This is a genomic window from Bacteroides hominis (assembly GCF_033042785.2).
In the GTDB taxonomy this organism is placed as follows: Bacteria; Bacteroidota; Bacteroidia; order Bacteroidales; family Bacteroidaceae; genus Bacteroides; species Bacteroides hominis.
Genome location: NZ_CP178829.1, coordinates 5033461 through 5058125, shown reverse-complemented (window position 1 = coordinate 5058125; position 24665 = coordinate 5033461). Strand labels below are relative to the sequence as shown.

The following is a 24665-nucleotide window of genomic DNA, read 5'->3' as shown; positions in this document are numbered from 1 at the left end:
GGGGCGGGACTTATGAATTAACAGTCCCGCCCCTTCACGGTGTGAATAAAAAGTAATGAAATCTTGCTTTACCGGAAAGCTGTGACTTCATTTACATCAACGGAAAATCTGCCATTGAAGGCCATCATATTCTCGAAACGTACTTTAGTACATTCCACCGGTTTTTTAAAGCTTATATAAGCAGTTCCATCCATGACCTTACGGTCGAATACTCCATGGTTCACCCAATTTCCGTCCGGTGTTTCAACCATCACTCTACAGGACTTAAGCATATACGAGCCACTTGTCGATTTGTTGGTGTCCAGCCTGAACCCTTTGAGTAACTGTTTTTCCGGCAGAATAATCGTCAGATAATTGTGGGCGTTGGAAGTATACCAGTTGTTGGCTGTAAAGTTACCATCGTTTAGCGAACCTAATTTCTCCGGTCGTATATCCGATTTAAACCCGATTTCTTTGTTGAAGCCTTTTCCTTCGATCTTTTTATTGCTTGAATCGATATTGTCCAGGCGTATAGAAAGATTTAGTTTCACAAAGTATGCCGAGCGGGTCCGGGCGATTGCCAAATGTTCATGCGATCCTTCCATCGTCAGCTTTATTGCCATCACATAACCCGATAGGTTGTTTAACTTCTCAACATCCTTGAGGGTCAGTTTGACTGTCGTTTCCAGTTCACCCGCTTTCAGCACACTACCCTCAAAGGTGCAGCTTTCGTTCGGAAAGAGGGGGATACCTTCCACCATTTCAGGAAAATCGGCCATCAATTTGTCTTCTTTGATAAGATTGACCTGGATGTCTTCTTTGTAGGGCTTTGTCACTTTTACTTTGAACGAAAGTTCGTTCTTTCCTACCAGGGTGGTACTTACCAGGTCGTTGGTTGCTTCCAGCTGTATATAAGGCTTGCCATAGTATCCCAGGTACACCAGATCAGTGAACGGGTCGATGCCGAGTTGCTCACGGATATCTTCTTCGATATACTTATTGTCCATTTGCCAACTTGTATCCTGATCTACTATCTGTATTTCATCTTTACTGCACGATGCCGACAAGACGAGCAATAGAACCCATAAAATGCTTGGGGTGGATTTTATTCTTCTTTTCATTCTGAACTCTTTTTTATTCTTGATTTACAATTACTAATTCATCTGCCGGAAATTTAACGTTTTCCACATATTCAATACGGGCTTTCGTGGTCACATTCTCCATATCGGCGGGAGCTTTCAGGTCTTTGATCCCCGCCTCTTTGCTTAGTGGCAGATACGAAATGAGATGTGGTGTTTCCGGATCCATCGGGAGGTATAAGTAATCGTTGATTTCCGATTCTGTTAACGCTTTATCCCATAAGCGTATTTCGCGCAGATAGTCGTTCCGGTAACCGGAGTTTCCGACTATGATCATGCTGTTTTCACCAAAGGTGATGGCACTGTTCTCGAAAACCTTCTGGACTTTTCCGTTGACATAGACTGTCGTTTTCTTATCCTTGTGCACATAGGTGATATGCAACCATTTACCCGCTTGCAGGGGTATTTGAGTCCATGTGTCGTCCCCGTCGCGTCCGTTTTTCACTTGTATACCGGCGGTAGATGAAATACGGGTATAGAATTCTCCTCCTGTTCCGTTGCTTAGATAGGCTGTGGTCAGGTTGCTGCGGGTCAGGCTTGAATAGATGGCACTCATTTGAATGGTCCATTCAGCCTTTGTGTGCATTCCGGCAGGTTTTATCCGGATACCTTCTCCACCGCTGACTTTGGCTACTGACGAAAGGATGGAGCGATTCAGGAGCAAGACCGCACTGCGTTGTGAGGGAATCAGCGAATATTTGGAAGCCCCCGTGATACTAAGAGGAATTGCATATTTCTTATTGGCGGGGAAATCCTTGGAATCCAGTTGTCCCACTTTCACCATTATTTTTGCTGAAAAGTCACCGGCAGGTACCCGTATGCCTTCGGAGCCGGATAGGTCGTTTCCCTCTGCATCTGCCAGTTTAAAAGCGGAGGGAGGCAGGGGCTCATACGAGGCTCCGTTGGCTTTGTTGTATTTGTCCAAAGCCTCTTTATCATAACTCACTTGTATGGTCACCGGACTTTGGCTGATATTGGCCAGCCGGGGAGTCAGATAAGTTGTTCCGCCATCGGGCTCTAAAGTAAAGTTGGCGATGCCTTTATTGTCCGGTGTTTCCATATATACTGCGTTTTCCGAGCCTGAACCTTCGCCATCGGCATAGTTACAGGCAGAAAAGAACGGGCAAAGTATGCCGATCGCAATAAACATATATTTGTAAGATACGTTACATTTCATGTTTCAAACTGTTTTTAGGTTAATTATTTTACGGGAGGATTCATGATCGATATTGCTTTTCTGATATTAACATAAGCTTCGTCTTCAAATGCGTCTTCGTTAATATGAAAAACTCCGATTCCTCCCACATTGCCTTGTTTGGAAGCCACATAACCGGCGTATGTGCCCGGAAATCTGCTTCGTGCACCGGGCTTGTTCTGAAAGCTTTCCGTAAATACGAGCTGTTCGGGTTTGATATTCAACCGGTTTTGGATGTCGTTGGTCCATCTCTCGAAACTGGAAGCCGATCCGCTGTAAGATTGAACGACAAAACGGTCGAAATACTGTGCCGCACGCGGGTCCAGCCAATGGATAGAGCCGTTCAGGTGAAACAGTTTGTCCGGTCCCAGCAGCTCGCGCATGGTCTTCATAAACAAGATTTCTTTCTCTTTATTATAATCGCGTGAGCAAGAAGTCAAATTACCGCAATGGTTGCCCGGCTTGAACGGCGATGCGTACGAGGGTTCATAGTCATAGTCGAATCCGTCGTAACCATATTTATTGATTGTATCTACGATGGCTTGCGCATACTCTTTGATGGCTTGTGTGTCGTCGGCGGGCCATTGGTCGCGCCCCCATTTTATCTGGTCACCTATGTCTTCTATAATCCAGCCGATAATGACTTTGGTTCCTTTGGCCTGCACACTCCGCAGCTCTTTGATTTTTTCTTCGCTCAAAGAGTGCCAGTTTCCCCATATCGAAACAACATCCATACTGTCCGGTAAAAGAGATAGCCGGGGATATTTTCCCGCTCCGTCCGGTTGCCAGGCATTGAACCACCCGAACATAATGGGGTGTTTGGTGCTTTTGTAAGCTCTCAGGTTTTCCAGATATTTTTCGTAGGCAACTTCATTCTCTTTATGTCTTTTATCTTCTTCAGCCCATTTTACGGAGTCCCGTTTGGAATAAAGATCGCCCACGGCTTCGTTTTCCACATCAAGTTTCTCCGGTGAGGTCCAGTCATCGCATGCGGCAAAGCTTACTAAGAGTGCCGTTCCGATAAATGCAAAAATGGTATTTCTCATATTCATGTTTCTTTAATTTTCAGGTTCATTACTATTTGCTTTTTTTGTCCCACCACACTTTAGCGGCGGCATTGTCTGCTCCTCCTAAATGCTGGTTGATGGCATTGTGCAGGTTTTCGCTGTTTTGTTCATACTCGGTGCGGGGATAGGGCATTCTTCTTACACCTCCCACATCGTATCCGTTTCCGATCAATACCGCGGAGTTCGTTTTGTTTTCGGCAACGACTATTTGGCGGGGATATCCGGTACGTCTCCACTCTGTCCATGCTTCCTGTCCGTTGGGGAAGATGGCGAGATATTTTTGAGTGATGATACGTTCCAGCTTCTCTTCTTCCGTAGCTCCGTTTTCCCAGCGGATAGTGATGCTGCTTGGAGCGTTTGCACTTAACTCACCATTGGCGGTGTCGGTATAATTGGCCGGTTTACGGGTGTGATCCTTCAGATAGTTCTCGGCCGATGAACTGCTCAGTCCATTTTCGCTGAACGACATACGGATGCCTGCGTTGTAGAAGTCACCGGCACTGCCGCCCATGTCGAATCCAGCCAATGCTCCTTCGGCTTTCAGAAAGCATACCTCAGACGCTTTCATCCAATAGAGGGGATCGTCTTCATGCACGTTGGGGCGTGTGAACCCGTTGTAAGCGTCTCCGGACTTGGCGATTCCGCACCGTACGGCCTTGAAGCCATTGTTGTTGACAAAGTATACGGAAGCACGGGCGTCATTATATCCTGCCAGATAAGAATAGATGGTGGCTCCCATGCGGGTGTCATTGTATTCTTCATTAATCACTTTCAGCGGATTTTTCATTTGCAGGCCGGCGCCTTTACCCATCTGGGCTGCCAGTTCTTTGCTGTCGATCATGCCTGCGGGATGTTTCACGGCTTTCTCCGCATATTCTTTGGCAAGTCCTGCATCGGCAAAGCGGACACGGATGGCCAGGCGAAGCATAAGCGAATTGGCAAAGCGCATCCATTTATTGACATCGCCGTTATAAACAATGTCGAAGGCAGGCAATACTTCTTTGCTCTTATTCGAGTAATCGTCCAAGGTTTGGACAGCCTCTTCCAGCTCTTTCAGAAAAGAGCGGTATACGCTTTCCTGGGAGTCGTATGCCACTTTAAAAGAACCTTTGCCCACTTGTGAGTAGGGAATCGGGCCAAACATATCCGTAGTGCGGTGCAGAGCCGCGATCTTAATGATCTGGGCTAAGGCATAAATCTCGTCATTTCTTGTTCCTTCATCCTGCGAGATGCGTTTTATCTGCATCCATGGCGAATAAACATCCGTCACCATAAAAGAATACACATAGTTCACCCAGTTTTCGTACATGAAGTAGTTGGTGAAGTTCTTGCTGCCGTTAAATTTGTTGTCGCGGGGAGACATGTATCCCGCCCAGGCATCACCGGCCAGATTTACTCCGATCTGATAGCGGTTTACCGGTTCTGTGCTTTCTGAAGCGGTGCCGACGGGGATTACACTTTTCTCAAGATTAGGCAGGTAGGCCCCGTAAATAACTCCGTCCATCTTTTCGTCTTCTTTCGTCGGGAGCAACGGGTTCCGGTTGATATCTTCGGATATACACGAGGTGCATAGTGTTGAACCTAAAAGGGCTATGGCCGATAGCGTTCTACACATATTCTTTATTTTATTTAATTTCATAGTGTTGCATTTTTTAAAGGTTATAATTCAATCTTTACGCTAAATCCCACACTACGCAAACTGGGTGGCATAAAGACATCTCCCCGGTTATAGGTACCTGTCGAAGAGGTCATTTCCGGATCGAATGGAGCTTTATTATAGATCATCCACAAATTGCGTCCGATGGCGGAAACCGTCAGCCGGTTGATCACATTACCGAACCATTTGCCCGGCAGTGTATAGCTCAGGCTGGCTTCTTGAAGGCGGATGTTGGTCGCTTTATACGCGTAATATGCCATCAGTTGTTCGCCACCGATAGTTGTATAATATTTTTCCGCATCATATTGTGTTCCGTTCACCCATACACCACCGTTCTGACGCGCTTTATAAGTGTCTTTCGATACACCGTAGTCGTCGAGGAATGCTTGGGTGGAAGAGGTGACAATACCTCCGAAGCGTCCGTTGAACAACAGGTCCAGAGTAAGGTTGTTCCAGGTTACATTATGTCTCCAGCCTATTGAAAAATCGGGGTTGACCGATCCTATCTTGATACGTTGTGAGCGGTCTACTTTATACCCTCCTTCTTCTTCGATCAGTTTACCGTCTTTGCCTCTGGCAAGGATACCTTTTACGTATACATCCCCGATTGCGTCCTTCTCCCGCAGGTAAACTCCTCCTTTATCCTGCAGGGTCAGTTCGGTGATGCTGAACAGCGAGCCGTCCGCCGGGTTCCTGTAGTCATGCACCATCTTCATGATTTTATTTCGGTTGGCTGTGTAAGTCAGATTGGTGGCATATCCCACTTTTCCGAACCGGTCGTTATACCCCAATGACAGTTCGATACCTTTGTTGCGCACTTTACCCGCCTGTACATAGAAGCCCGAGTATCCCGAAGCAGGAGACATGCTGGAAAGGAAGGTCTGGTTGTAGGTATCTGTCAGGTACACCGTGGCATCGATATTGATTTTGTTGTTGAAAAGTCTCAGGTTAGTTCCCAACTCATACGATTTGGTTTGTTCTGCTTTGAAATTCGGGAAAGGATAGACAGATATCGGATTGATGACTCCGCCTTTCATGGGATCGGTGACAGTTCCGGGAGTCAATCCGGTATAATTGATCGGTCCTCCTACTTCAGCGAATGAAGCTCTCATCTTCCAGAATGAAATAAATTTAGGCAGACTTACCATCTCAGAGATTACGCCCGACACTCCGACAGAAGGATAGAAATAGGTGGGCTGGTCAGAGTTGACTAACTGGGAAGCCCATTCCTGTCGTCCGGTAAGTGTGAGGTAGAGCATGCTCTTATATCCCAGCTCGGTGCTTACAAAAACCGAATTGTTACGTGTATGGGTGTGCGATTGCGAACCGGGTCCGGAAGCCGGATCGAAGTTATAGGCAGAGAACAGGTTGGGGACGGTAAACAGTTTTCCTCCGATGCCCATGCCGGTGGTCAGGTGATCTTCATAACTGAATCCGGCATTTGCCGTCAGGTTGAAGTTACCGAAATTCTTGTTCACATTCAGCATAATATCTGCATAGGTCTGCTGATATTCTTCCATGCTCCGGTTGTAGGCTCCTTTGTCCGATTGGGCATGCAGCTTGATTGTCGAAGCGTGTAATTTGCGCTCGGAAGTAGTGTTGGTGTTATCCACACGTATACGTCCTGCTATGTTCAGCCAACTGAGAATATCGTATTTTACGTTGGCATAAAACATGTAACGTTTCTTTTTGGAAACAAACATTTCGCGGTTCACAATCCAGTACGGGTTTTCCAGATTCAGGCCCTGATCGCCATAAGACCATTCCTGTATGGGGAATTTTCGGTTGGTGTCATAGCGCTCGTACACCTTGACTGCTTCGAAATCTTCACCCCGCGGAAAGAGATACAGAGGTACCAGCGGATTAAAGTAACGTCCTGCCGACAGCATGTTCTGGTCACCTTGCAGAACATAACTGGCTCCCAGGTCAAGATGGAGTTTGTCATTCAGCATACTCGCGGTGTTGCGTAATGTGAAGTTGTAACGATAGTATTCGTTGTTGGGGATGATGCCGGTGGAATTCGTGGTTGCCACCGATACGAACGTTTGATTATTTTTGTTTCCTACTGAAAAATTGGCAGCATTCATGATATTGGCGCCTGTCTTAAAGAAGTCTTTCGGGCGGAACGTTGAGGGCTGTTGCAGCATCTCACCCCAACTCTTGTAGGATCCTTTTGCATTACCGTATTGATTCTGAAATTCCGGCATTACGTAAGGAGTCATAAACTCCGTATTGTTGGAGATTGAGATTTTCAGTTTGCCTTCCTGACCTTTTTTAGTGTTGATCAGGATAACACCGTTGGCTGCCGATGAACCATATAAGGCCGCAGCGGCGGGACCTGTCAGTATCGATAAACTCTCGATGTCTTCCGGGTTGAAATCGGAAATGCCTTCACCTCCTCCCGGAGTACTGTAATCATTATTGATTTCACCTTTTGAGGGGTTGCCGATGGGCATACCGTCCACTACATAGAGCACATTATTGTTTCCTACAATGGACTTGGCCCCGCGCATGACTACGCGGGTTGCTCCGCCGATGCCCGAGGAGCTCCGGTTGATGGACACACCCGCTACTTTTCCGGTTAATCCGTTTACGAAGTTGGCATCTTTCACACTGTTGATAGCATCCGACTTTACCTGCTGAACACTGTAACTCAGCGCTTTTTCTGCACGTTTAATACCCAGTGCGGTGACGACAACCTCGTCCAGCGCTTTGGCGTCTTCGTCCAATACGACAGTCAGTGAAGAAGCATCACCCACTGTAATATATTTGGTGGTATAGCCCACATAGGAGAATTCAATTACATTTCCTTTGGCAGCCAGGATGGAAAACCGACCGTCAAGACCGGTGACGGTTCCGGTAGGGCTGTCTTTGAAAGAGACATTGACCCCGATCAAAGGATCTCCTTTGTCATCTTTCACTATACCCGACAGCTTTTTGTGTTCAACTTCCACTTTTGATTGCGGAATAATCATGATATATTTGTCTTTGATTTTGTAGGAAAGACCTGTTCCGGACAGGATAGAAGTCAGCGTCTTATCCAGAGATTCAGCATTAATATTCAGGTTAACGCGTTTGGTTTTCTCAAGTTTGGATTCGTTGAAAGCAATCAGATAATCAGATTGTTTCTCAACTTCCCGCAATGCTTCCTGCAACGTGATATTCTTTTTTTTGATCGTTATTTTTACGTTGTTTTGAGCAAAGGCAGCTGTTTGTAGAATAAAACAGCTAAAAATTATAAAAAAAATAGACTTTAATCGATAAAAATTCATAGATTTGAACGAATTTTAGTGTTAAATCATAATATTTATTTCCCAAAAAGTAAAGCATAAGCTTTAACGCTAAGAATTCAGATTTCATATCCGGAATTAGGTGGCCGCCTCTTTCCGGATACTTTTTTACATGCTAAATAGTTGTTTTTAAGGTTAAACAAATAAATATACTAAATCATTTTATTTTTTTGCATCCCGTTTAATGTAACATATATTCCCCTTCAGTTCATGGTTGAATCCTCCCACGACTTCCTGCATGATATTCAGGATATCTTCTAAAGTGGATTTCTCACGGAAACGGAAGTTGAATTTATCATCATTAAATAAATTGGCGTTATACTGGAAGGTGACCGCGTAGCGTCTTTCCAGTTCGTTCAGAATTGCCGGTATAGTAACTCCTCTGAATACGTACATCCCTTTTTGCCAGGCTGTAACGTCTTCAATATTTGCTTCGGCGAGCTTGCTTTTTCCCGTGCTCTTATGGTAAGTGACCTGTTGTCCGGGAGTGACAATATAACTCTCTTTTCCATTGTCGCATTCCACTTTTATTTTTCCATGAATCAGGGTTGCAATCATTTCGTTCTCTTCCGGATAAGCGGTGACATTGAACTCGGTTCCCAAGGCTGTCACTGCCATGGTGCCCGATCTGACTATAAAAGGCTGGCCGGTGTTTTTCTTTACTTTGAAGTTGGCCTCACCGATTAAGTAAACCGTGCGGGTTTCACCTTTGAACTTTTCAGGATAAAGGAGGATGCTGCCTGAGTTAGTTTCCACTATACTGCCGTCCGGAAGCCGGAGGGTGCTCAGGCGCCCGTCCGGTGTTATGTTCTCAATTAGGGGAGTCTCGGTGAAGTGCTGTTTGGTCATTTGAAAAGTAACCGAAACAGACACGATCAACAACGCTATGGCAGCCGCGTAATATGCAAAACGGATGCGTGGCTGATGTCTGCCTCCGGAGTTGGCTCCGACTTTGGCATATACTGATGCGAGAGAGTCCCAGGTGGTCTGGTCGGCCTTTCCTTCCGTTTCGTTCCATAAGTCGTGCAGGGCAGTTTCCTTTTCCTCGGTATGTTCCTGGTCGAGCAACCATTGATGGATCTCTCCGGTGACTTTTTTGTCGGGATCGGAAGCTGCAAACAAACGGATGATTCTCTGAATATAATTCTTCATTTTTATAGCCTTTATATAGATAAGACAATTAGTTGTGGCTGATTACTCAACCGATGTAGAAAAAAAATAGGGTGAGGAGCACTTTTTTTAAGTCGATTAATGCCAAATAGATGTGACGCTCTACCGTACGAACTGAAATATTCAGTTCATCGGCAATTTCCTGATTGCTTTTTTCTTGTGTGCGGCTCATCCGGAAGATCTTTCTTCTCTGTTCGGGCATATTGGCAATCGTGAGTTTCATCAGAAGTTCGCTTTCCCTGGCATAAAGTTGATCGTGAATGTCGGCTTCGGATATAGACAGATCCTCTTTTGTATATTGCTCCTGATAGGTCTGTTCGATTGATTTATGTTTTAGAAAGTTATAAATATGATTGCGGACCATAGTGTAAATGTAGCTGTTCCAAGTTTCCTGGTTTTCCCAAATCTCAGGATGGGTCCATAATTTTGCGAATATATCTTGGGCAATATCTTCTGCATCTTCTTCTGATTTCAACAATTTCCATGCAAACGCTTTGACTTTTGGGTAAGTCATAATGAAAAACTGCTCAAATTTCTTCTTCTTAGGCTCGTTATTTAAAATCATTTAGTAGAATATAAGGCTGATTGTGATTTTTTCAAAAATAAGGCTTTGGTTTTTAAAATTCCAAAAGTAAATGGTTTAAAACAAACAAGCAAATTTTTAATGAACTAAAAAAAGAGATTACTTTTTCGTTTTATGAAAGATTGGGACGATTGTTTTTATTTTTTTGATGTCAATAAGTTCTTTTATAGCAAACTGTCCGGACTGTCTGTTTAAATAGTCTGTTAATATTATTTTTTTTGTTGCTGAACGATTAATGGAATGCGGAGGTGATGTTGAATAAGGAGATATTTTATTTTGCTGTTCCGGAGCTTGAGTACATTTTTTAGTATCCCATCTTTGTGCTCTTTCTCTTCAAGCACTTGCATTGACAGTTTGAAATGAAAATCCCCGTACTCCTGTTACAGAGATACGGGGACTTCTACTATGACATTATGATTGAATTCTTTGCTGATTATAAGATTCCCTGTGCCATCATTGCTTTGGCAACCTTCATAAATCCGGCCACGTTAGCACCTTTCACATAGTTTACGTATCCGTCCGGTTCTGTACCGTATTGTACGCAAGCTTCATGGATATTCTTCATGATGCTCTTCAGCTTTTCGTCTACCTCTTCAGAGCTCCAGCTCAGTTTGATAGAGTTCTGGGTCATTTCCAATCCTGAAACGGATACACCACCCGCATTGGCTGCTTTACCCGGGGCATACAGGATCTTGGCATCCTGGAACACTTTGATAGCTTCCGGAGTAGAAGGCATGTTGGCACCTTCGGATACTGCCATGACACCGTTGGCAACCAGTTTGCGTGCGTCGTCACCGTTAAGTTCGTTCTGAGTGGCCGAAGGCAATGCGATATCGCCTTTCTCACCCCAAGGACGGGCTCCTTCAACGTATTTACATCCGTAAGTTTCGGCATATTCGCGGATGCGTCCGCGGTAGAGGTTCTTCAGCTCCATGATGTAGTCCAGTTTAGCGCGGTCGATACCGTCCGGATCGTAGATGTAACCATCGGAATCGGACATGGTAACCACTTTACCGCCCAGTTCCAACACTTTTTCGGCGGTATACTGAGCCACGTTACCCGAACCAGAGATCAGACAGACTTTACCTTTCAGGTCAGTTCCTTTTGTCTTCAGCATTTCCATCAGGAAGTAGATGTTACCATAACCTGTAGCTTCCGGACGGATCAGTGAACCGCCGAACTCGCGACCTTTACCGGTGAATGTTCCGGTGAACTCGTGAGAGAGCTTTTTGTACATACCGAACATGAAACCTACTTCGCGGCCACCCACACCGATGTCACCGGCAGGTACGTCGGTTTCAGGACCGATATGGCGCCACAGTTCAAGCATGAAGGCCTGAGTGAAACGCATTACTTCGGCATTTGACTTTCCGCGCGGAGAGAAGTCCGAGCCACCTTTACCGCCACCCATCGGCAGGGTAGTCAGTGAGTTTTTAAAGGTTTGTTCGAAAGCAAGGAATTTAAGAATACCAAGGTTTACAGAAGCATGGAAGCGGATACCTCCTTTGTACGGGCCGATGGCGTTGTTGTGCTGAACACGGTACCCCATGTTGGTCTGCACGTTGCCTTTATCGTCTACCCAAGTCACACGGAACTGGTATACTCTGTCTGGAATGCAAAGACGTTCAATCAGATTGGCTTTGTCGAATTCAGGATGTTGGTTGTATTCTTCTTCAATCGTAGAAAGAACTTCTTCTACTGCCTGATGATACTCCGGTTCGTTGGGGAACCTTCTCTTCAAATCTTCTAATACCTTAGCTGCATTCATAATTCTTTTTTCTTTTAATATGATTGTTTTTAAATTCTATCGTCTCTCTGTTGATGACGTTGCAAAAGTAAACATAAAAATCGAACTAACAAGCATTTTATAAAGAAAAACGGCATAAAACATCAAAATTGATATTTTATGCCGCAAAAAAGGAATAAAAAGATATTATTTATTCTTTTTAAGTGATTTGTAGACGGGAATAAAGACTAATGCTGCCGAAATGATAAGCATAAGTATGGTAGGGCCGTCAATACGTTCGGCGTATACCAATACTATGTAACAAAGCGCCACCCAAAGCAGAATGATACAAACTATTTGTGATTTGGATAAAGGACGTTTCATTTATTAGCTTTTTTCTTTTCTACAATAGCGTCGATAACAGCCACGGCGGTGATGTTCACGATGTCGCGTACCGAGCTTTCGATATCTGTAAAATGGATCGGTTTGTTCAGCCCCATTTGGATCGGGCCGATAAATTCGGTATCCGGGTCCATGGCTTGCAACAACTGATATCCTGCATTGGCAGAGCTGAGATTGGGGAATACCAATGTATTCACATCCTTTCCGTTGAGGCGGGTGAAGGGGTACTTGGAGTCACGGAGTTCGCGGTTCATGGCAAAATTCACCTGCATTTCACCGTCAATAGCCAGTTCGGGATATTCTTTCTGCATATAAGCTACTGCTTCGTGTACCTTCAGCGGGCTTCCTGCCTGGTCAGAACCGAAGTTAGAATAGCTCAGCATGGAGATCACCGGGGTATGATTGAAGAATCTGACAGTTTGGTCGGCCAGCTTGGCTATATCTATCAGAGTGGAAGTATCCGGATGGCGGTTGATCAAAGTGTCAGCCAGGAAGTAAGTTCCCTTTTTGGAATTCAGGATGTGCATGGTTCCGAAATGCTTGTATTCCGGACGGATGCCGATAACTTCTTTCGCTACTTTGATGGTATTGCTGTATTTGGTGTATAATCCGGTGATGAAAGCATCCGCGTCTCCGGTTTCAACCATCATCATACCGAAGTAGTTGCGCTCGAACATCTTGTCGTTGGCTTCTTCGTATGTAGCGCCTTCGCGGGCACGTTTCTGAGAGAGGATGTGGGCATAACGTTCGCGTCGTTCTGCCTCACGGTCGTGGCGAAGGTTGATGATTTCGATTCCGTCCAGGCTCAGGTCGAGTTCCTTGGCCAGTTTCTCGATGCGTTCTTCGTTACCTAATATAATAGGGTGGCAGATTCCTTCCGATTTAGCTTCGACAGCGGCTTTCAGCATGTTGGGGTGTCCGCCTTCGGCAAATACCACACGTTGCGGGTTGCGGCGGGCGGTATCGTAGAGTTGGCGGGTCAACTGGGATTCCTGTCCCATCAATTCGCGGAGATGCGTTTTATATTCATCCCAGTTCTCGATATTCTTGCGGGCCACACCACTCTCCATAGCGGCACGGGCCACGGCGATAGATACTTCCGTAATCAGACGCGGATCTACCGGTTTCGGGATAAAGTATTCCGGACCGAAAGTGAAGTTGTTCACATGGTAAGCTTCGTTCACCACATCGGGCACGGGTTGTTTGGCCAGATTGGCAATGGCGTGTACGGCGGCAATCTTCATCTCTTCGTTGATTGCTTTTGCCTGAGTGTCGAGCGCTCCGCGGAAGATATACGGGAAACCGATTACATTATTAATCTGGTTCGGATAGTCCGAACGTCCGGTTGCCATCAACACGTCGGGGCGGGCAGCCATGGCGTCTTCGTAAGAGATTTCCGGGGTCGGGTTTGCCAAGGCAAAGACGATAGGCATCGGAGCCATGCTGCGCACCATATCCTGAGATAATACATTCCCTTTTGACAGGCCGAGGAATACGTCTGCTCCCTTGATTGCTTCGGCCAGTGTATGAATGTCGGTACGGTCGGTTGCGAAATAACGTTTCTGTTCGTTCAAGTCCGTGCGTGCCTTGCTGATAACGCCTTTGCTGTCGAGCATGACGATATTTTCGAGGCGGGCGCCCAATGATACGTAGAGCTTCGTGCACGATACGGCGGAAGCACCTGCACCATTGACAACGATTTTCACATCTTCTATCTTCTTACCGGCCACTTGCAAGGCGTTTACCAGTCCGGCACTCGAGATGATGGCCGTTCCGTGTTGGTCGTCATGCATCACAGGGATGTCAAGCTCTTCTTTCAGGCGGCGTTCTATCTCAAAACATTCGGGTGCTTTGATATCTTCCAGGTTGATACCTCCGAAAGTAGGAGCGATGGCTTTTACGGCTTCGATAAATTTATCAGGATCTTTTTCGTTGACTTCGATGTCGAACACATCGATACCTGCATAGATTTTGAAAAGTAAACCTTTACCTTCCATTACCGGTTTACCGCTTAAGGCGCCGATGTCGCCCAATCCCAAAACTGCTGTACCGTTTGAGATTACGGCTACCAGATTACCTTTGGCTGTATATTTATAAGCATCCTGTGGGTTCTTTTCTATTTCGAGGCATGGTTCTGCCACACCGGGAGAGTAAGCGAGAGATAAGTCGGTTTGTGTACTGTAGGGTTTGGTAGGTACTACCTCAATTTTACCGGGTTTGCCCTGTGAGTGATAGAGCAAAGCGGCTTCTTTGGTTATTTTAGCCATGATTATGCGTTTTTATAAAGGTTATCATTTGCCCGCAAATGTAGGAATAAAACTTCGGAATCGTAGTCTATTTGATATAATTTCTATTAAATTAATAACAAAAAGGCACAAAAAGATGAAAATGTATCCAGCTTTTTCTCTTCTTTCTGCATATTTATTACAAACGAGATGATAATTCTGAATAATTGTACTTATACCCATATTCTTTTCTATAATGAACGTTTGTGTGTAGAAAATAAATATCCTTATAATAGAAGACATATAGCTAAAAAAAATAAATAAAAGTTGCCCCGGACAACTATTTTCACTATAAATGACTATTTTCCGCCGAAAAGTTTTTGTAATATCAGAGTTAATCGTATTTTTGTGTACAATTTTGGTGTAGTGATGACAGAAGAAGAAAAGAAGCTATTAAGTACCTTTGAAGCAAGGCTGCGGCATTTAATCTATCTGCATGATGAATTAAAGCGCGAAAATGCTGAGTTAAAGCAACTTCTCGAAGATGAGAAGGCCGAACTCGAAAAGGTGAAAGCTGAATACAAAGCGTTAGAATCAAACTACACAGACCTAAAAACAGCTACGGCAATCAGCCTTAACGGCAGCGACGTAAAAGAGACGAAGCTGCGATTGTCTAAATTAGTGCGTGAAGTCGATAAATGCATCGCTTTGTTGAATGAATAACATAAAAAAGGATGTATGAACGATAAAATAAAAATAAACCTGCAAATAGCAGATTCTTATTATCCCCTCACCATCAATCGTGACGAGGAAGAGACCGTAAGAGAAGCGGCAAAGCAGGTAAATATCAGGCTCAATGCGTATCGGGAGCACTACAGGAACATAGCTCCGGAAAAGATTATAGCTATGGTGGCATATCAGTTTTCACTGGAAAAGCTGCATCTGCTGCAACGTAATGATACCCAACCGTATACGGCCAAGATAGAAGAACTTACAGAAATGCTGGAAGAGTATTTCAGGAACGAGGAATAACTGTTTCCATTTTTATAAAAGAAAATCCACGCACTGCTAAAGATGCCCGGAAGAAGAAGCTTTCGAGTATTTGGCAGTGCGTTTTTATTTATATTTAAATTAAATTACAATGTTAGTAACAATAGTAGCATCCATTGCATGCTTCATCGTAGGAGGAATCTTATCGTACGTATTGTTTAAATACGGACTGAAGGCCAAATATGATAATGTCCTGAAAGAAGCAGAGACAGAAGCAGAAGTGATTAAGAAGAACAAACTGCTGGAAGTAAAAGAGAAGTTTCTCAATAAGAAAGCAGATTTGGAGAAGGAGGTAGCCCTGCGTAACCAAAAGATCCAACAGGCCGAAAATAAGCTGAAACAACGTGAAATGGTGCTGAGCCAGCGTCAGGAAGAGATTCAGCGTAAAAGAGCCGAAGCCGATGCTGTCAGAGAGAATCTGGAAGCACAGTTGGGAATCGTGGATAAAAAGAAAGAGGAACTGGACAAACTCCAGCATCAGGAAATTGAAAAACTGGAAGCACTTTCCGGTTTGTCGGCCGAAGAGGCAAAAGAACGCTTGGTAGAGTCGTTGAAAGAAGAGGCAAAGACTCAGGCGCAGTCTTATATCAATGATATCATGGACGATGCCAAACTGACTGCAAGTAAAGAGGCTAAACGCATCGTGATACAGTCGATACAACGTGTGGCTACGGAAACTGCCATCGAGAATTCTGTAACTGTATTCCATATTGAGTCGGATGAAATCAAGGGACGTATCATCGGACGTGAAGGCCGTAATATCCGTGCTCTTGAAGCTGCTACCGGAGTTGAAATCGTAGTAGACGATACTCCTGAAGCAATTGTTCTTTCCGCATTCGACCCCGTTCGTCGTGAAATAGCCCGTCTGGCATTGCACCAGTTGGTTACTGACGGACGTATTCACCCGGCACGCATCGAAGAGGTGGTTGCCAAAGTGCGTAAACAAGTGGAAGAAGAAATTATTGAAACAGGTAAACGTACTACTATCGACTTAGGTATCCACGGATTGCATCCGGAACTGATTCGAATCATCGGTAAGATGAAATATCGTTCATCTTATGGACAGAACCTGTTGCAGCATGCACGTGAGACTGCCAACCTTTGTGCTGTGATGGCCTCTGAACTGGGCTTGAATCCGAAGAAAGCAAAACGTGCCGGATTGTTGCATGATATTGGTAAGGTGCCCGATGAAGAACCGGAATTGCCACACGCTTTGCTGGGTATGAAACTTGCTGAGAAATTCAAGGAAAAACCGGATATTTGTAACGCTATCGGTGCCCACCACGATGAAGTAGAGATGACCAGCCTGCTTGCGCCTATCGTACAGGTGTGTGATGCCATCTCCGGAGCACGTCCGGGTGCACGCCGCGAAATTGTTGAGGCTTACATCAAGCGTCTGAACGATCTGGAACAGTTGGCTATGTCTTATCCGGGTGTAACCAAGACTTATGCTATCCAGGCAGGACGTGAGCTTCGTGTTATTGTCGGGGCAGACAAAATAGACGACAAGCAGACGGAAAATCTGTCGGGTGAAATTGCGAAGAAGATTCAGGACGAGATGACTTACCCGGGACAGGTGAAGATAACCGTTATCCGCGAAACACGTGCGGTGAGCTTTGCAAAATAAAGACTGAAAAAGAAAATGTTTATGATAAGGGCGAAGCAATTCGCCCTTTTTTAATTCCTCGTTAAACAGTTATTTTAATATTCATGAAATATGAAGAACTACCTATTTGAAGTTTGTACCAACTCCGTAGAGAGTTGCATTGCTGCACAGGAAGGTGGAGCAAACCGCGTGGAACTTTGTGCAGGCATCCCGGAGGGTGGAACGACTCCCTCGTATGGCGAAATCGCGATGGCACGTGAGGTGCTGACAACTACACGGTTGCATGTCATTATCCGTCCGCGTGGAGGAGATTTTCTTTATTCTCCCATCGAAATAAAGACTATGTTGAAGGATATTGAAATGGCTCGTCGACTTGGAGCTGATGGGGTGGTGTTTGGATGCCTGACAGCAAACGGAGAGATAGATGTGCCGGTGATGGAACAGTTGATGGAAGCTTCTGAAGGTTTGTCCGTCACTTTCCACCGGGCATTCGATGTGTGCCGTGATGCATCTAAGGCTTTGGAGCAGATAATTAACCTGGGATGTGACCGTATTCTGACTTCGGGGCAACAGGCAACGGCTGAACTTGGCATACCTTTGTTGAAGGAACTCCGTGAAAGGGCGAAGGGCAGAATCACTCTCCTTGCAGGTTGTGGGGTGAACGAAAAGAATATCTGCCGGATTGCAAAAGAGACCGGTATTCAGGAATTCCATTTCTCCGCACGGGAGAGTATCAAAAGCGGAATGGCATACAAGAACGAGGCTGTATCTATGGGAGGAACTGTTCATATCAGCGAGTATGAGCGGAATGTGACAACTGTGAAGCGTGTGAAGGATACGATTGGAAACCTCACTTCTGTCCTCTGACAGTGTAGTGGTGGCAGCCTGAAACAAAGCAACCTTGTAAGTTGTTAGTTAGCGAAAAGTATTCATCCGATTAAAATGCTTTAGCTATGATAAAATTGAGATTCAGCTTGTTAATGACTCTGTTGATGGTTGTCATGTCTGTTTGGGCAGATAATGCTCCTGCCAAGGCGCAGGCGGCTTTGAAAAAAATGTATCCCAAAGCTGATGGTATCGCCTGGTCACAGGACAGCGGTTACTATTGTGCCGATTTCATGATGAATGGTTATGAAAAGAATGTCTGGTTCAATGCGCAGGGACAATGGCAGATGACCCAGACGGAGTGGGGAGATACCGATGAACTTTCTGCTACGGTATATAATGCGTTTGCTTCCGGTCCTTATTCCGGCTGGCAGGTGGAAGATGTTACTTATGTCGAGTTTCCCAAATGGCAACCGATTATTGTCATCAAGGTAGGGCAACAAAATGTAGACATTCAATATCAGCTGTTTTATAGTCCGAACGGGGCATTGCTGCGTACCCGTAATGTGAGTTATATGGATGATATATTGGGACCGGGTACATTCTTGTAACTGTAGTCTCCTATCAATGACTTACGTGTAAGGTGGGAAGAGTTCTTAAGCTCTTTCCACCTTACACGTCAATTGTTGGTCTTATCCCATAAGCCAGACAGCTTTTTGGGGCATAAGCTTATAAATGAACGCAGTGAATGCCCAGCTGCAGAGGAATATACAGATAGCCATCAGTGGAACCTGTAGAGGGATAGGTAACGACGAGGGTCCTATTAGAAGGAAAAAAGGACCTACGACGAAGTAGTGAACCATATAGATGCCGAAACCGCATTTGGTCATGTTGGCCAGTGCTTTTATGACAGTCTGGTTGGTGATGACTACTTTTTGTAGCAGTAAGAAGGTGGCTAAGGTCATTAATAATACGTTGGGGCTACAGAAGGTAAAGAAGAGTTCCATTTCCGTTTCTGTTGCGTCAGGATTGGCTGCTGTGGTGCTGAAACCTGTATAAGTGACATAATATCCGACGGCAAACATGAGTATGCAAAGAGTGAATGTTTTCATCAGACTCCAGTTGTTACCCTTCTTGACGTAATGTCCCAGTAATAAATATCCATTGAATCCGGCAAAATAGTAGAAGAGTCCGAATTCATTCCATGTATCAGTACCGAATACATAACCGCTTCTGTCGAACAAACAATTGGCAACATACTCCTTTAGATAAGGAATGAAGAGTGAAATAATCCATATCAGGAGAAATGTTCGTTTGGTCTTTTGATCAGCGTTGTCTATCCATGCCGAGAAGAATGGCATATAGAGATACAGGCCGATGAGCAGGTAGATGTACCACATGTGGTTCTCTTTATGGCTGAAATTGAACGGAATCATGGCTACATCCTTCAGAGAATCTATCAGGCTTTGTGATTCTTGTCCTTGCGTATAACAGAAGAAGTCCCCGATAATTTCTTTCGGCAACCCGAGTACTCCCGTAAACCAGGGAAACAGACTATATAACACTGACCAGATGAGGAAGGGAAACAAAACACGATATATGCGTTTTTTGTAGAACTGACCTAATGGCTGTTTTTTCACAGGGAGCAGAAGTAGCCCGGTCATCATAACAAACAAGGGAACCGACGGGCGGAGGAGTGAACCGTAAATTGCTGCCCAGTGCGTGTATTCGGGGATTGCCCGCATCGTGGGTGAAATGTAAAAAGGATCGATGCAATGAACGCCTATGACCATTATCATTGCAACGCAACGGATGACGTCGAGCCAGACAATACGATTGTCGGAGATAGAGTTTTGAATCATGATATTTTGTGTTTTAAGTTTCAGGCAAAGATAGGAAGAAAACAGGGCGGATATGTGCAGAATCTGACCATTTAAAGATAATATCTGGTCAAATTGTCTTTAATTGACTACTTTTGCATTCGATATAGAATGTATAAAATTAAAGATAGTATTTATGTTGAAGATATTAGTGACTTATGCCGTACAAGGCGAATTTACAGAAATCAAGTGGCCCGATGTGGAGGTATATTATGTACGGACAGGCATTGGAAAAGTGAAAGCGGCTTTTCATTTGGCGGAAGCCATTCAGCAGGTGAAGCCGGATATTGTGATCAATCAGGGAACAGCCGGAACGATTAACCATCAGGTTGGGGATGTCTTTGTCTGTCGTCATTTTGTCGACCGGGATATGCATAAAATGTCCGGATTAGGAATGGAGTGCCACATTGATTCGTCAGAGTTGCTTGCTGCCAGAGGCTTTTGCCGGCACTGGACCGAATCGGCAACTTGCAATACCGGTGATAGCTTCCTGACCGAACTGACGGATATTGAAGGGGATGTGGTAGATATGGAAGCCTATGCACAGGCCTTTGTGTGCAGGGCTAAGGAGATTCCTTTTATTTCGGTGAAATATGTTTCGGATGTGATCGGGCAGAATTCTGTGAAGCATTGGCAAGACCGGCTGGAAGATGCTTGTGCGGGATTGTCTCACTTCTTCAATGTTTTGAAAGAAAGTATATGATAAGTCACTCCTACGGCTATCAGGAAGAGGAGTACTTTGACCCAAACCAACGGAATCAGGAAAAAAATGCAATAGAGCATCGTGCCCCACATTAGCAGGAGTGAGATGATTTTAGCGCGTAAGGGGATTGCCTTATTTTCACGGAAGTTACGTATATAGGTACCGAAATATTTGTGATTCAGCAGCCATTGGTATAGGCGCGGAGATCCTTTGAAGTAGAGGGCGGCAGTGAGCAGCAAGAAAGGAGTAGTGGGTAACAATGGCAGGAAAATACCGAGAATGCCAAGTCCCAGCGAAAGAGTACCTAATATAATACAGATCGTTTTCATTCCGCAAAAATAGGAAAAATAACTTTTCTCGCTGAATGAAAACTATCTTTTGTATTATCTTTGTAGCCGCACCGAGGTGACATTAGGTGTAGTAACCATTAATAATACATATAACGATGTTTACAGTAATTAAACGAATGGAAATATCGGCTGCACATAAGCTGATTCTTCCGTACCGGAGTAAATGCGCCACTCTTCACGGTCACAACTGGATTATCACTGTCTATTGCCGTTCAGAACGGCTCAACTCGGATGGAATGGTAGTGGATTTTACCCAGATAAAACAGACCGTCAAGGAAAAACTGGATCACCAGAATCTGAATGAAGTACTTCCTTTTAATCCCACGGCGGAAAATATTGCCCGTTGGGTATGCAAGCAGATTCCACAGTGTTATAAGGTAGAGGTACAGGAGTCGGAAGCAAATACGGTGATTTATGAGAAAGATTAACGAGATTTTTTATAGTTTACAGGGAGAGGGGTATCATACAGGTACCCCTGCTGTTTTCATACGTTTCTCAGGGTGTAATCTGAAGTGTGACTTTTGTGATACCCGGCATGAAACCGGTGAAATGATGACAGACGAAGAAATTGTAAATGAAGTAAAGAAGTATCCGGCTGTCATGGTGATTCTTACCGGGGGGGAGCCTTCACTTTGGATTGACGATGCCTTTATCGATTTGTTGCACGGGGCGGGCAAGTATGTGTGTATCGAAACCAATGGAACGAAACCTTTGCCTGCTGCTATCGACTGGGTGACTTGTTCGCCTAAGCAGGGTGTCAAATTAGCTTTAAACCGGATGGATGAAGTTAAAGTTGTTTACGAAGGACAAAATATTGACGTTTATGAACAGCTTCCTGCCGAACATTTCTTCCTTCAGCCTTGTTCTTGTAATAACACCGCGGAAACGGTGGATTGCGTGATGCGACATCCCAGATGGAGACTTAGCCTGCAAACGCACAAACTGATAAATATTTTGTGAGCTACGGAAGCTGATACGAGGGCTGCATGTCATAAGCTGTGCATTATGAGTGGCTTTGCTGTCCCCGTACGTATTTCATAGTTGATAACTCGTGGCTTATGACTCGTGACTTGTAACTAATTAATGATATATTATGAAAGTAGGTTTGTTTATCCCCTGTTATATCAATGCCATCTATCCGCAGGTAGGGGTGGCATCATATAAATTACTGAAGAGCTTAGGGGTGGATGTCGATTATCCTCTTGATCAGACTTGTTGCGGACAGCCCATGGCAAACGCCGGTTTTCAAGATGAATCTTTAAAGATGGCTATCCGTTTCAATGATTTATTTCAGAAGTATGATTACATTGTAGGCCCGTCTGCCAGTTGTGTGGCTTTTGTGAAAGAAAACCATCCCGGTATTTTGGCTAAAGAGGGTCATCAATGCCAGAGTGCAGATAAGATTTACGACCTCTGTGCCTTTATTCACGATGTGATAAAACCTACGAAAATCCCTGCTCGTTTTCCCCATAAAGTCAGTATTCATAACAGCTGTCACGGTGTACGTGAACTTTTTCTATCTGCTCCGAGCGAATTGAACATACCTTATTTCAATAAATTGCGCGATTTGCTCCAGATGGTCGAGGGGATTGAAGTGTTTGAACCCAGCCACGTGGACGAATGTTGTGGTTTCGGCGGTATGTTTGCAGTCGAAGAGCAGGCTGTATCCGTCTGCATGGGACGTGATAAAATACGACATCACATGGAGACTGGTGCCGAATACATAACCGGAGCCGATAGCTCCTGTCTGATGCATATGCAGGGTATCATTGAGCGTGAACACCTGCCTATCCGAATTATTCATGTTGTAGAAATATTAGCATCACAATTATGAGTACCAAGCATGCAAAAGCTGCCGAGAAGTTTCTGGACAATCCGGTGATGGCAGCATGGCACAATGAGACTCTTTGGATGGTCCGTGCCAAAAGAGACAAGATGAGCAAGGAAGTACCCGAGTGGGAAGAATTGCGTGACAAGGCATGTGCGTTGAAACTTTATTCCAACAGCCACCTTGAGGAACTCTTGCTGGAATTTGAGAAAAACGCCACTGCCAACGGGGCCATCGTTCATTGGGCAAAGGATGCGGAAGAGTATCGTGCCATTGTTTATGAAATATTGAGCAGTCATGGAGTGAAACATTTTGTGAAAAGCAAATCGATGTTGGCGGAAGAGTGTGAACTAAACCCGTTCCTGATAGAGAAAGGAATAGACGTTGTGGAGTCCGATCTCGGAGAGCGCATTCTTCAGTTGATGAATCTGGCGCCAAGTCATATTGTGCTTCCGGCTATTCACATCAAGCGTGAACAGGTGGGAGAGCTGTTTGAAAAGGAAATGGGAACGGAGAAAGGTAATTTTGATCCTACTTATCTGACCCATGCCGCTCGAAAAAGCTTGCGGAACATCTTCCTGAATGCGGAAGCTGCCATGACGGGAGCCAACTTTGCCGTAGCATCCACTGGAGATATAGTGGTTTGCACGAACGAAGGAAATGCTGATATGGGGACATCGTGCCCGACACTGAATATTGCTGCTTTCGGTATGGAGAAGATCGTGCCGGATATGGAGGCTTTGGGAGTGTTTACCCGTTTGTTGGCGCGTTCGGCAACAGGGCAACCTATCACTACCTATACCTCTCAATATCGCAATCCCCGTGAAGGAGGCGAATATCATATTATCATTGTAGATAACGGACGAAGCGCTTTGCTTGCCCATCCCGATCATATCAAGACTTTGAATTGCATCCGATGCGGTGCTTGTATGAATACTTGTCCGGTGTATCGCCGGAGCGGGGGATATTCCTACACCTACTTTATTCCCGGTCCTATCGGTATCAATCTGGGTATGGCACATGATCCGGAAAAGTATTATGATAACCTGTCAGCCTGTTCGCTGTGTATGTCTTGTTCGGATGTTTGTCCGGCAAAGGTAGACCTGGCTGAACAGATTTATAAATGGCGGCAGGATCTGGATAAGATTGGAAAAGCTAATACGGGTAAAAAAATAATGTCCGGTGGCATGAAAGTATTGATGGACCATCCGGCTCTATTCAATGCGGCTCTTTGGGCTGCTCCGGCAGTTAACCATTTGCCGCGTTTTATCAAATACAATGATTTGGATGCCTGGGGTAAGGGTCGCGAACTGCCAGAGTTTGCCAGCGAATCGTTCAACGAGATGTGGAAGAAAAATAAAGTGCAAGGAAAGGAGGAAAACAAATGAGTAGTAAAGAAGAGATATTGGCGAGTATCCGTAAAAATACGAAGAACCGTTATGAATACCCTGATTGGCAAATCAAAACCACTACTTATCCGGATGTGGTTGCCAAATTCTGCGAGATGAGTTTTGCCGTCGGAGGTGAAGCTATTGTATTGGGGGAGGGAGAAGATATCAATGCTGTCATCCGTCGTACTTACCCTGATGCTGCCAGTATTGCTTCCGATCTGGAGGAAATCACCTGCGCTACATTCAATCCTGATTTGCTGACTCGCGCACAAGATCTGAATGGAACCGATATAGCTGTTGTTAAAGGCGAAATTGGGGTGGCCGAGAATGCAGCTGTCTGGATTCCCCAAACGGTGAAGTACAAAGCGCTCTATTTTATAGCCGAAAAACTGGTGATTGTTTTGGACAAGAACCGTATTGTGAGCAATATGCATCAGGCTTACGAGCTGATAAAAGATGAAAAATATAAATTTGGTACATTTATCTCCGGCCCTTCAAAAACTGCTGATATAGAGCAAGCGTTGGTGATGGGAGCGCACGGTGCGAGAGATGTATTGGTAATATTGAAGTGATGAGGGAATGTTTATCTGTGGTGAAAC

General features: G+C 44.8%; 23 protein-coding genes. 11 read left to right on the top strand and 12 right to left on the bottom strand.

Annotated elements, in window-relative coordinates:
- Positions 1-68: 68 nt before the first annotated feature.
- The 10 genes from R3O62_RS21285 to R3O62_RS21240 all read right to left on the bottom strand — a co-directional run bounded on the left by R3O62_RS21285 (position 69) and on the right by R3O62_RS21240 (position 14475).
- Positions 69-1100: a BT_3987 domain-containing protein gene (locus R3O62_RS21285; protein ID WP_165016626.1), complete on the bottom strand. Its 1032-nt coding sequence runs from the start codon at positions 1098-1100 to the stop codon at positions 69-71.
- Positions 1101-1113: 13 nt separating this feature from the next.
- Entirely contained in the window at positions 1114-2295 is a 1182-nt protein-coding gene (locus tag R3O62_RS21280) for a DUF1735 and LamG domain-containing protein (protein WP_227560022.1), read from the bottom strand.
- A 23-nt stretch (positions 2296-2318) separates the two neighbouring features.
- Positions 2319-3359, bottom strand: a complete 1041-nt coding sequence (locus R3O62_RS21275; RefSeq protein ID WP_181996377.1) for an endo-beta-N-acetylglucosaminidase family protein — start codon at positions 3357-3359, stop codon at positions 2319-2321.
- A 31-nt stretch (positions 3360-3390) separates the two neighbouring features.
- A complete protein-coding gene (locus R3O62_RS21270; protein WP_032531648.1) occupies positions 3391-5019 on the bottom strand; it encodes a RagB/SusD family nutrient uptake outer membrane protein in 1629 nt (542 codons plus the stop codon).
- Positions 5020-5039: 20 nt separating this feature from the next.
- Positions 5040-8309 (bottom strand): SusC/RagA family TonB-linked outer membrane protein, encoded by a 3270-nt coding sequence (locus R3O62_RS21265; protein ID WP_317472489.1) that lies wholly within the window; start codon positions 8307-8309, stop codon positions 5040-5042.
- A 180-nt stretch (positions 8310-8489) separates the two neighbouring features.
- Entirely contained in the window at positions 8490-9479 is a 990-nt protein-coding gene (locus R3O62_RS21260; protein ID WP_032531646.1) for a FecR family protein, read from the bottom strand.
- A 46-nt stretch (positions 9480-9525) separates the two neighbouring features.
- Complete coding sequence (locus tag R3O62_RS21255; protein ID WP_005781047.1) at positions 9526-10062, bottom strand: RNA polymerase sigma-70 factor; 537 nt, start codon at positions 10060-10062, stop codon at positions 9526-9528.
- Positions 10063-10513: 451 nt separating this feature from the next.
- Positions 10514-11848, bottom strand: a complete 1335-nt coding sequence (locus R3O62_RS21250; protein WP_005781046.1) for an NADP-specific glutamate dehydrogenase — start codon at positions 11846-11848, stop codon at positions 10514-10516.
- 165 nt (positions 11849-12013) lie between these two features.
- Complete coding sequence (locus tag R3O62_RS21245) at positions 12014-12190, bottom strand: hypothetical protein (RefSeq protein ID WP_002562412.1); 177 nt, start codon at positions 12188-12190, stop codon at positions 12014-12016.
- Positions 12187-14475 (bottom strand): NADP-dependent malic enzyme, encoded by a 2289-nt coding sequence (locus R3O62_RS21240; RefSeq protein WP_032531644.1) that lies wholly within the window; start codon positions 14473-14475, stop codon positions 12187-12189. The genes R3O62_RS21245 and R3O62_RS21240 overlap by 4 nt, the downstream gene beginning before the upstream one ends.
- A gap of 387 nt (positions 14476-14862) precedes the next feature.
- On the opposite strand from R3O62_RS21240, the gene R3O62_RS21235 reads away from it, so the two are divergent.
- From R3O62_RS21235 to R3O62_RS21215, 5 genes are all read left to right on the top strand, one after another.
- A complete protein-coding gene (locus R3O62_RS21235; RefSeq protein WP_005781040.1) occupies positions 14863-15156 on the top strand; it encodes a hypothetical protein in 294 nt (97 codons plus the stop codon).
- A gap of 15 nt (positions 15157-15171) precedes the next feature.
- On the top strand, positions 15172-15465 hold the full coding sequence (locus R3O62_RS21230) for a cell division protein ZapA (RefSeq protein WP_005781039.1): 294 nt from the start codon (positions 15172-15174) through the stop codon (positions 15463-15465).
- 109 nt (positions 15466-15574) lie between these two features.
- On the top strand, positions 15575-17110 hold the full coding sequence (gene rny, locus R3O62_RS21225; protein WP_005808123.1) for a ribonuclease Y: 1536 nt from the start codon (positions 15575-15577) through the stop codon (positions 17108-17110).
- A gap of 90 nt (positions 17111-17200) precedes the next feature.
- Positions 17201-17956, top strand: a complete 756-nt coding sequence (locus R3O62_RS21220; RefSeq protein ID WP_032531643.1) for a copper homeostasis protein CutC — start codon at positions 17201-17203, stop codon at positions 17954-17956.
- Positions 17957-18042: 86 nt separating this feature from the next.
- Positions 18043-18525: a PepSY-like domain-containing protein gene (locus R3O62_RS21215; protein ID WP_005808119.1), complete on the top strand. Its 483-nt coding sequence runs from the start codon at positions 18043-18045 to the stop codon at positions 18523-18525.
- A gap of 81 nt (positions 18526-18606) precedes the next feature.
- Here R3O62_RS21215 and R3O62_RS21210 read toward each other — a convergent pair whose 3' ends face one another.
- Complete coding sequence (locus R3O62_RS21210) at positions 18607-19776, bottom strand: acyltransferase (protein ID WP_032531641.1); 1170 nt, start codon at positions 19774-19776, stop codon at positions 18607-18609.
- A 154-nt stretch (positions 19777-19930) separates the two neighbouring features.
- On the opposite strand from R3O62_RS21210, the gene R3O62_RS21205 reads away from it, so the two are divergent.
- A complete protein-coding gene (locus R3O62_RS21205; RefSeq protein WP_317472488.1) occupies positions 19931-20497 on the top strand; it encodes a nucleosidase in 567 nt (188 codons plus the stop codon).
- Here the strand turns inward: R3O62_RS21205 and R3O62_RS21200 are convergent.
- Positions 20464-20826 (bottom strand): YbaN family protein, encoded by a 363-nt coding sequence (locus tag R3O62_RS21200; RefSeq protein WP_005781029.1) that lies wholly within the window; start codon positions 20824-20826, stop codon positions 20464-20466. The genes R3O62_RS21205 and R3O62_RS21200 overlap by 34 nt on opposite strands.
- A gap of 116 nt (positions 20827-20942) precedes the next feature.
- Between R3O62_RS21200 and R3O62_RS21195 the strand changes: the two genes are divergently transcribed.
- From R3O62_RS21195 to R3O62_RS21175, 5 genes are all read left to right on the top strand, one after another.
- Positions 20943-21275, top strand: a complete 333-nt coding sequence (locus tag R3O62_RS21195) for a 6-pyruvoyl trahydropterin synthase family protein (protein ID WP_005781027.1) — start codon at positions 20943-20945, stop codon at positions 21273-21275.
- Complete coding sequence (locus R3O62_RS21190) at positions 21262-21807, top strand: 7-carboxy-7-deazaguanine synthase QueE (protein WP_005781025.1); 546 nt, start codon at positions 21262-21264, stop codon at positions 21805-21807. Before R3O62_RS21195 ends, R3O62_RS21190 begins: the two co-directional genes overlap by 14 nt.
- A 133-nt stretch (positions 21808-21940) precedes the next feature.
- Entirely contained in the window at positions 21941-22681 is a 741-nt protein-coding gene (locus R3O62_RS21185; RefSeq protein ID WP_005781023.1) for a (Fe-S)-binding protein, read from the top strand.
- Positions 22678-24063 carry a lactate utilization protein B gene (locus R3O62_RS21180; RefSeq protein WP_317472487.1) on the top strand — a complete coding sequence of 462 codons (1386 nt, stop codon included), beginning with the start codon at positions 22678-22680 and terminating at the stop codon, positions 24061-24063. The genes R3O62_RS21185 and R3O62_RS21180 overlap by 4 nt, the downstream gene beginning before the upstream one ends.
- Positions 24060-24638, top strand: a complete 579-nt coding sequence (locus R3O62_RS21175; protein WP_005808111.1) for a LutC/YkgG family protein — start codon at positions 24060-24062, stop codon at positions 24636-24638. Before R3O62_RS21180 ends, R3O62_RS21175 begins: the two co-directional genes overlap by 4 nt.
- Positions 24639-24665 lie beyond the last annotated feature (27 nt).

Excerpts from the sequence above, each read along its gene's own strand:
- R3O62_RS21285 (WP_165016626.1), bottom strand. The coding sequence starts at position 1,100 with ATGAAAAGAAGAATAAAATCCACCCCAAGCATTTTATGGGTTCTATTG.
- R3O62_RS21280 (WP_227560022.1), bottom strand. The coding sequence starts at position 2,295 with ATGAAATGTAACGTATCTTACAAATATATGTTTATTGCGATCGGCATA.
- R3O62_RS21275 (WP_181996377.1), bottom strand. The coding sequence starts at position 3,359 with ATGAGAAATACCATTTTTGCATTTATCGGAACGGCACTCTTAGTAAGC.
- R3O62_RS21270 (WP_032531648.1), bottom strand. The coding sequence starts at position 5,019 with ATGAAATTAAATAAAATAAAGAATATGTGTAGAACGCTATCGGCCATA.
- R3O62_RS21265 (WP_317472489.1), bottom strand. The coding sequence starts at position 8,309 with ATGAATTTTTATCGATTAAAGTCTATTTTTTTTATAATTTTTAGCTGT.
- R3O62_RS21260 (WP_032531646.1), bottom strand. The coding sequence starts at position 9,479 with ATGAAGAATTATATTCAGAGAATCATCCGTTTGTTTGCAGCTTCCGAT.
- R3O62_RS21255 (WP_005781047.1), bottom strand. The coding sequence starts at position 10,062 with ATGATTTTAAATAACGAGCCTAAGAAGAAGAAATTTGAGCAGTTTTTC.
- R3O62_RS21250 (WP_005781046.1), bottom strand. The coding sequence starts at position 11,848 with ATGAATGCAGCTAAGGTATTAGAAGATTTGAAGAGAAGGTTCCCCAAC.
- R3O62_RS21245 (WP_002562412.1), bottom strand. The coding sequence starts at position 12,190 with ATGAAACGTCCTTTATCCAAATCACAAATAGTTTGTATCATTCTGCTT.
- R3O62_RS21240 (WP_032531644.1), bottom strand. The coding sequence starts at position 14,475 with ATGGCTAAAATAACCAAAGAAGCCGCTTTGCTCTATCACTCACAGGGC.
- R3O62_RS21235 (WP_005781040.1), top strand. The coding sequence starts at position 14,863 with ATGACAGAAGAAGAAAAGAAGCTATTAAGTACCTTTGAAGCAAGGCTG.
- R3O62_RS21230 (WP_005781039.1), top strand. The coding sequence starts at position 15,172 with ATGAACGATAAAATAAAAATAAACCTGCAAATAGCAGATTCTTATTAT.
- rny (WP_005808123.1), top strand. The coding sequence starts at position 15,575 with ATGTTAGTAACAATAGTAGCATCCATTGCATGCTTCATCGTAGGAGGA.
- R3O62_RS21220 (WP_032531643.1), top strand. The coding sequence starts at position 17,201 with ATGAAGAACTACCTATTTGAAGTTTGTACCAACTCCGTAGAGAGTTGC.
- R3O62_RS21215 (WP_005808119.1), top strand. The coding sequence starts at position 18,043 with ATGATAAAATTGAGATTCAGCTTGTTAATGACTCTGTTGATGGTTGTC.
- R3O62_RS21210 (WP_032531641.1), bottom strand. The coding sequence starts at position 19,776 with ATGATTCAAAACTCTATCTCCGACAATCGTATTGTCTGGCTCGACGTC.
- R3O62_RS21205 (WP_317472488.1), top strand. The coding sequence starts at position 19,931 with ATGTTGAAGATATTAGTGACTTATGCCGTACAAGGCGAATTTACAGAA.
- R3O62_RS21200 (WP_005781029.1), bottom strand. The coding sequence starts at position 20,826 with ATGAAAACGATCTGTATTATATTAGGTACTCTTTCGCTGGGACTTGGC.
- R3O62_RS21195 (WP_005781027.1), top strand. The coding sequence starts at position 20,943 with ATGTTTACAGTAATTAAACGAATGGAAATATCGGCTGCACATAAGCTG.
- R3O62_RS21190 (WP_005781025.1), top strand. The coding sequence starts at position 21,262 with ATGAGAAAGATTAACGAGATTTTTTATAGTTTACAGGGAGAGGGGTAT.
- R3O62_RS21185 (WP_005781023.1), top strand. The coding sequence starts at position 21,941 with ATGAAAGTAGGTTTGTTTATCCCCTGTTATATCAATGCCATCTATCCG.
- R3O62_RS21180 (WP_317472487.1), top strand. The coding sequence starts at position 22,678 with ATGAGTACCAAGCATGCAAAAGCTGCCGAGAAGTTTCTGGACAATCCG.
- R3O62_RS21175 (WP_005808111.1), top strand. The coding sequence starts at position 24,060 with ATGAGTAGTAAAGAAGAGATATTGGCGAGTATCCGTAAAAATACGAAG.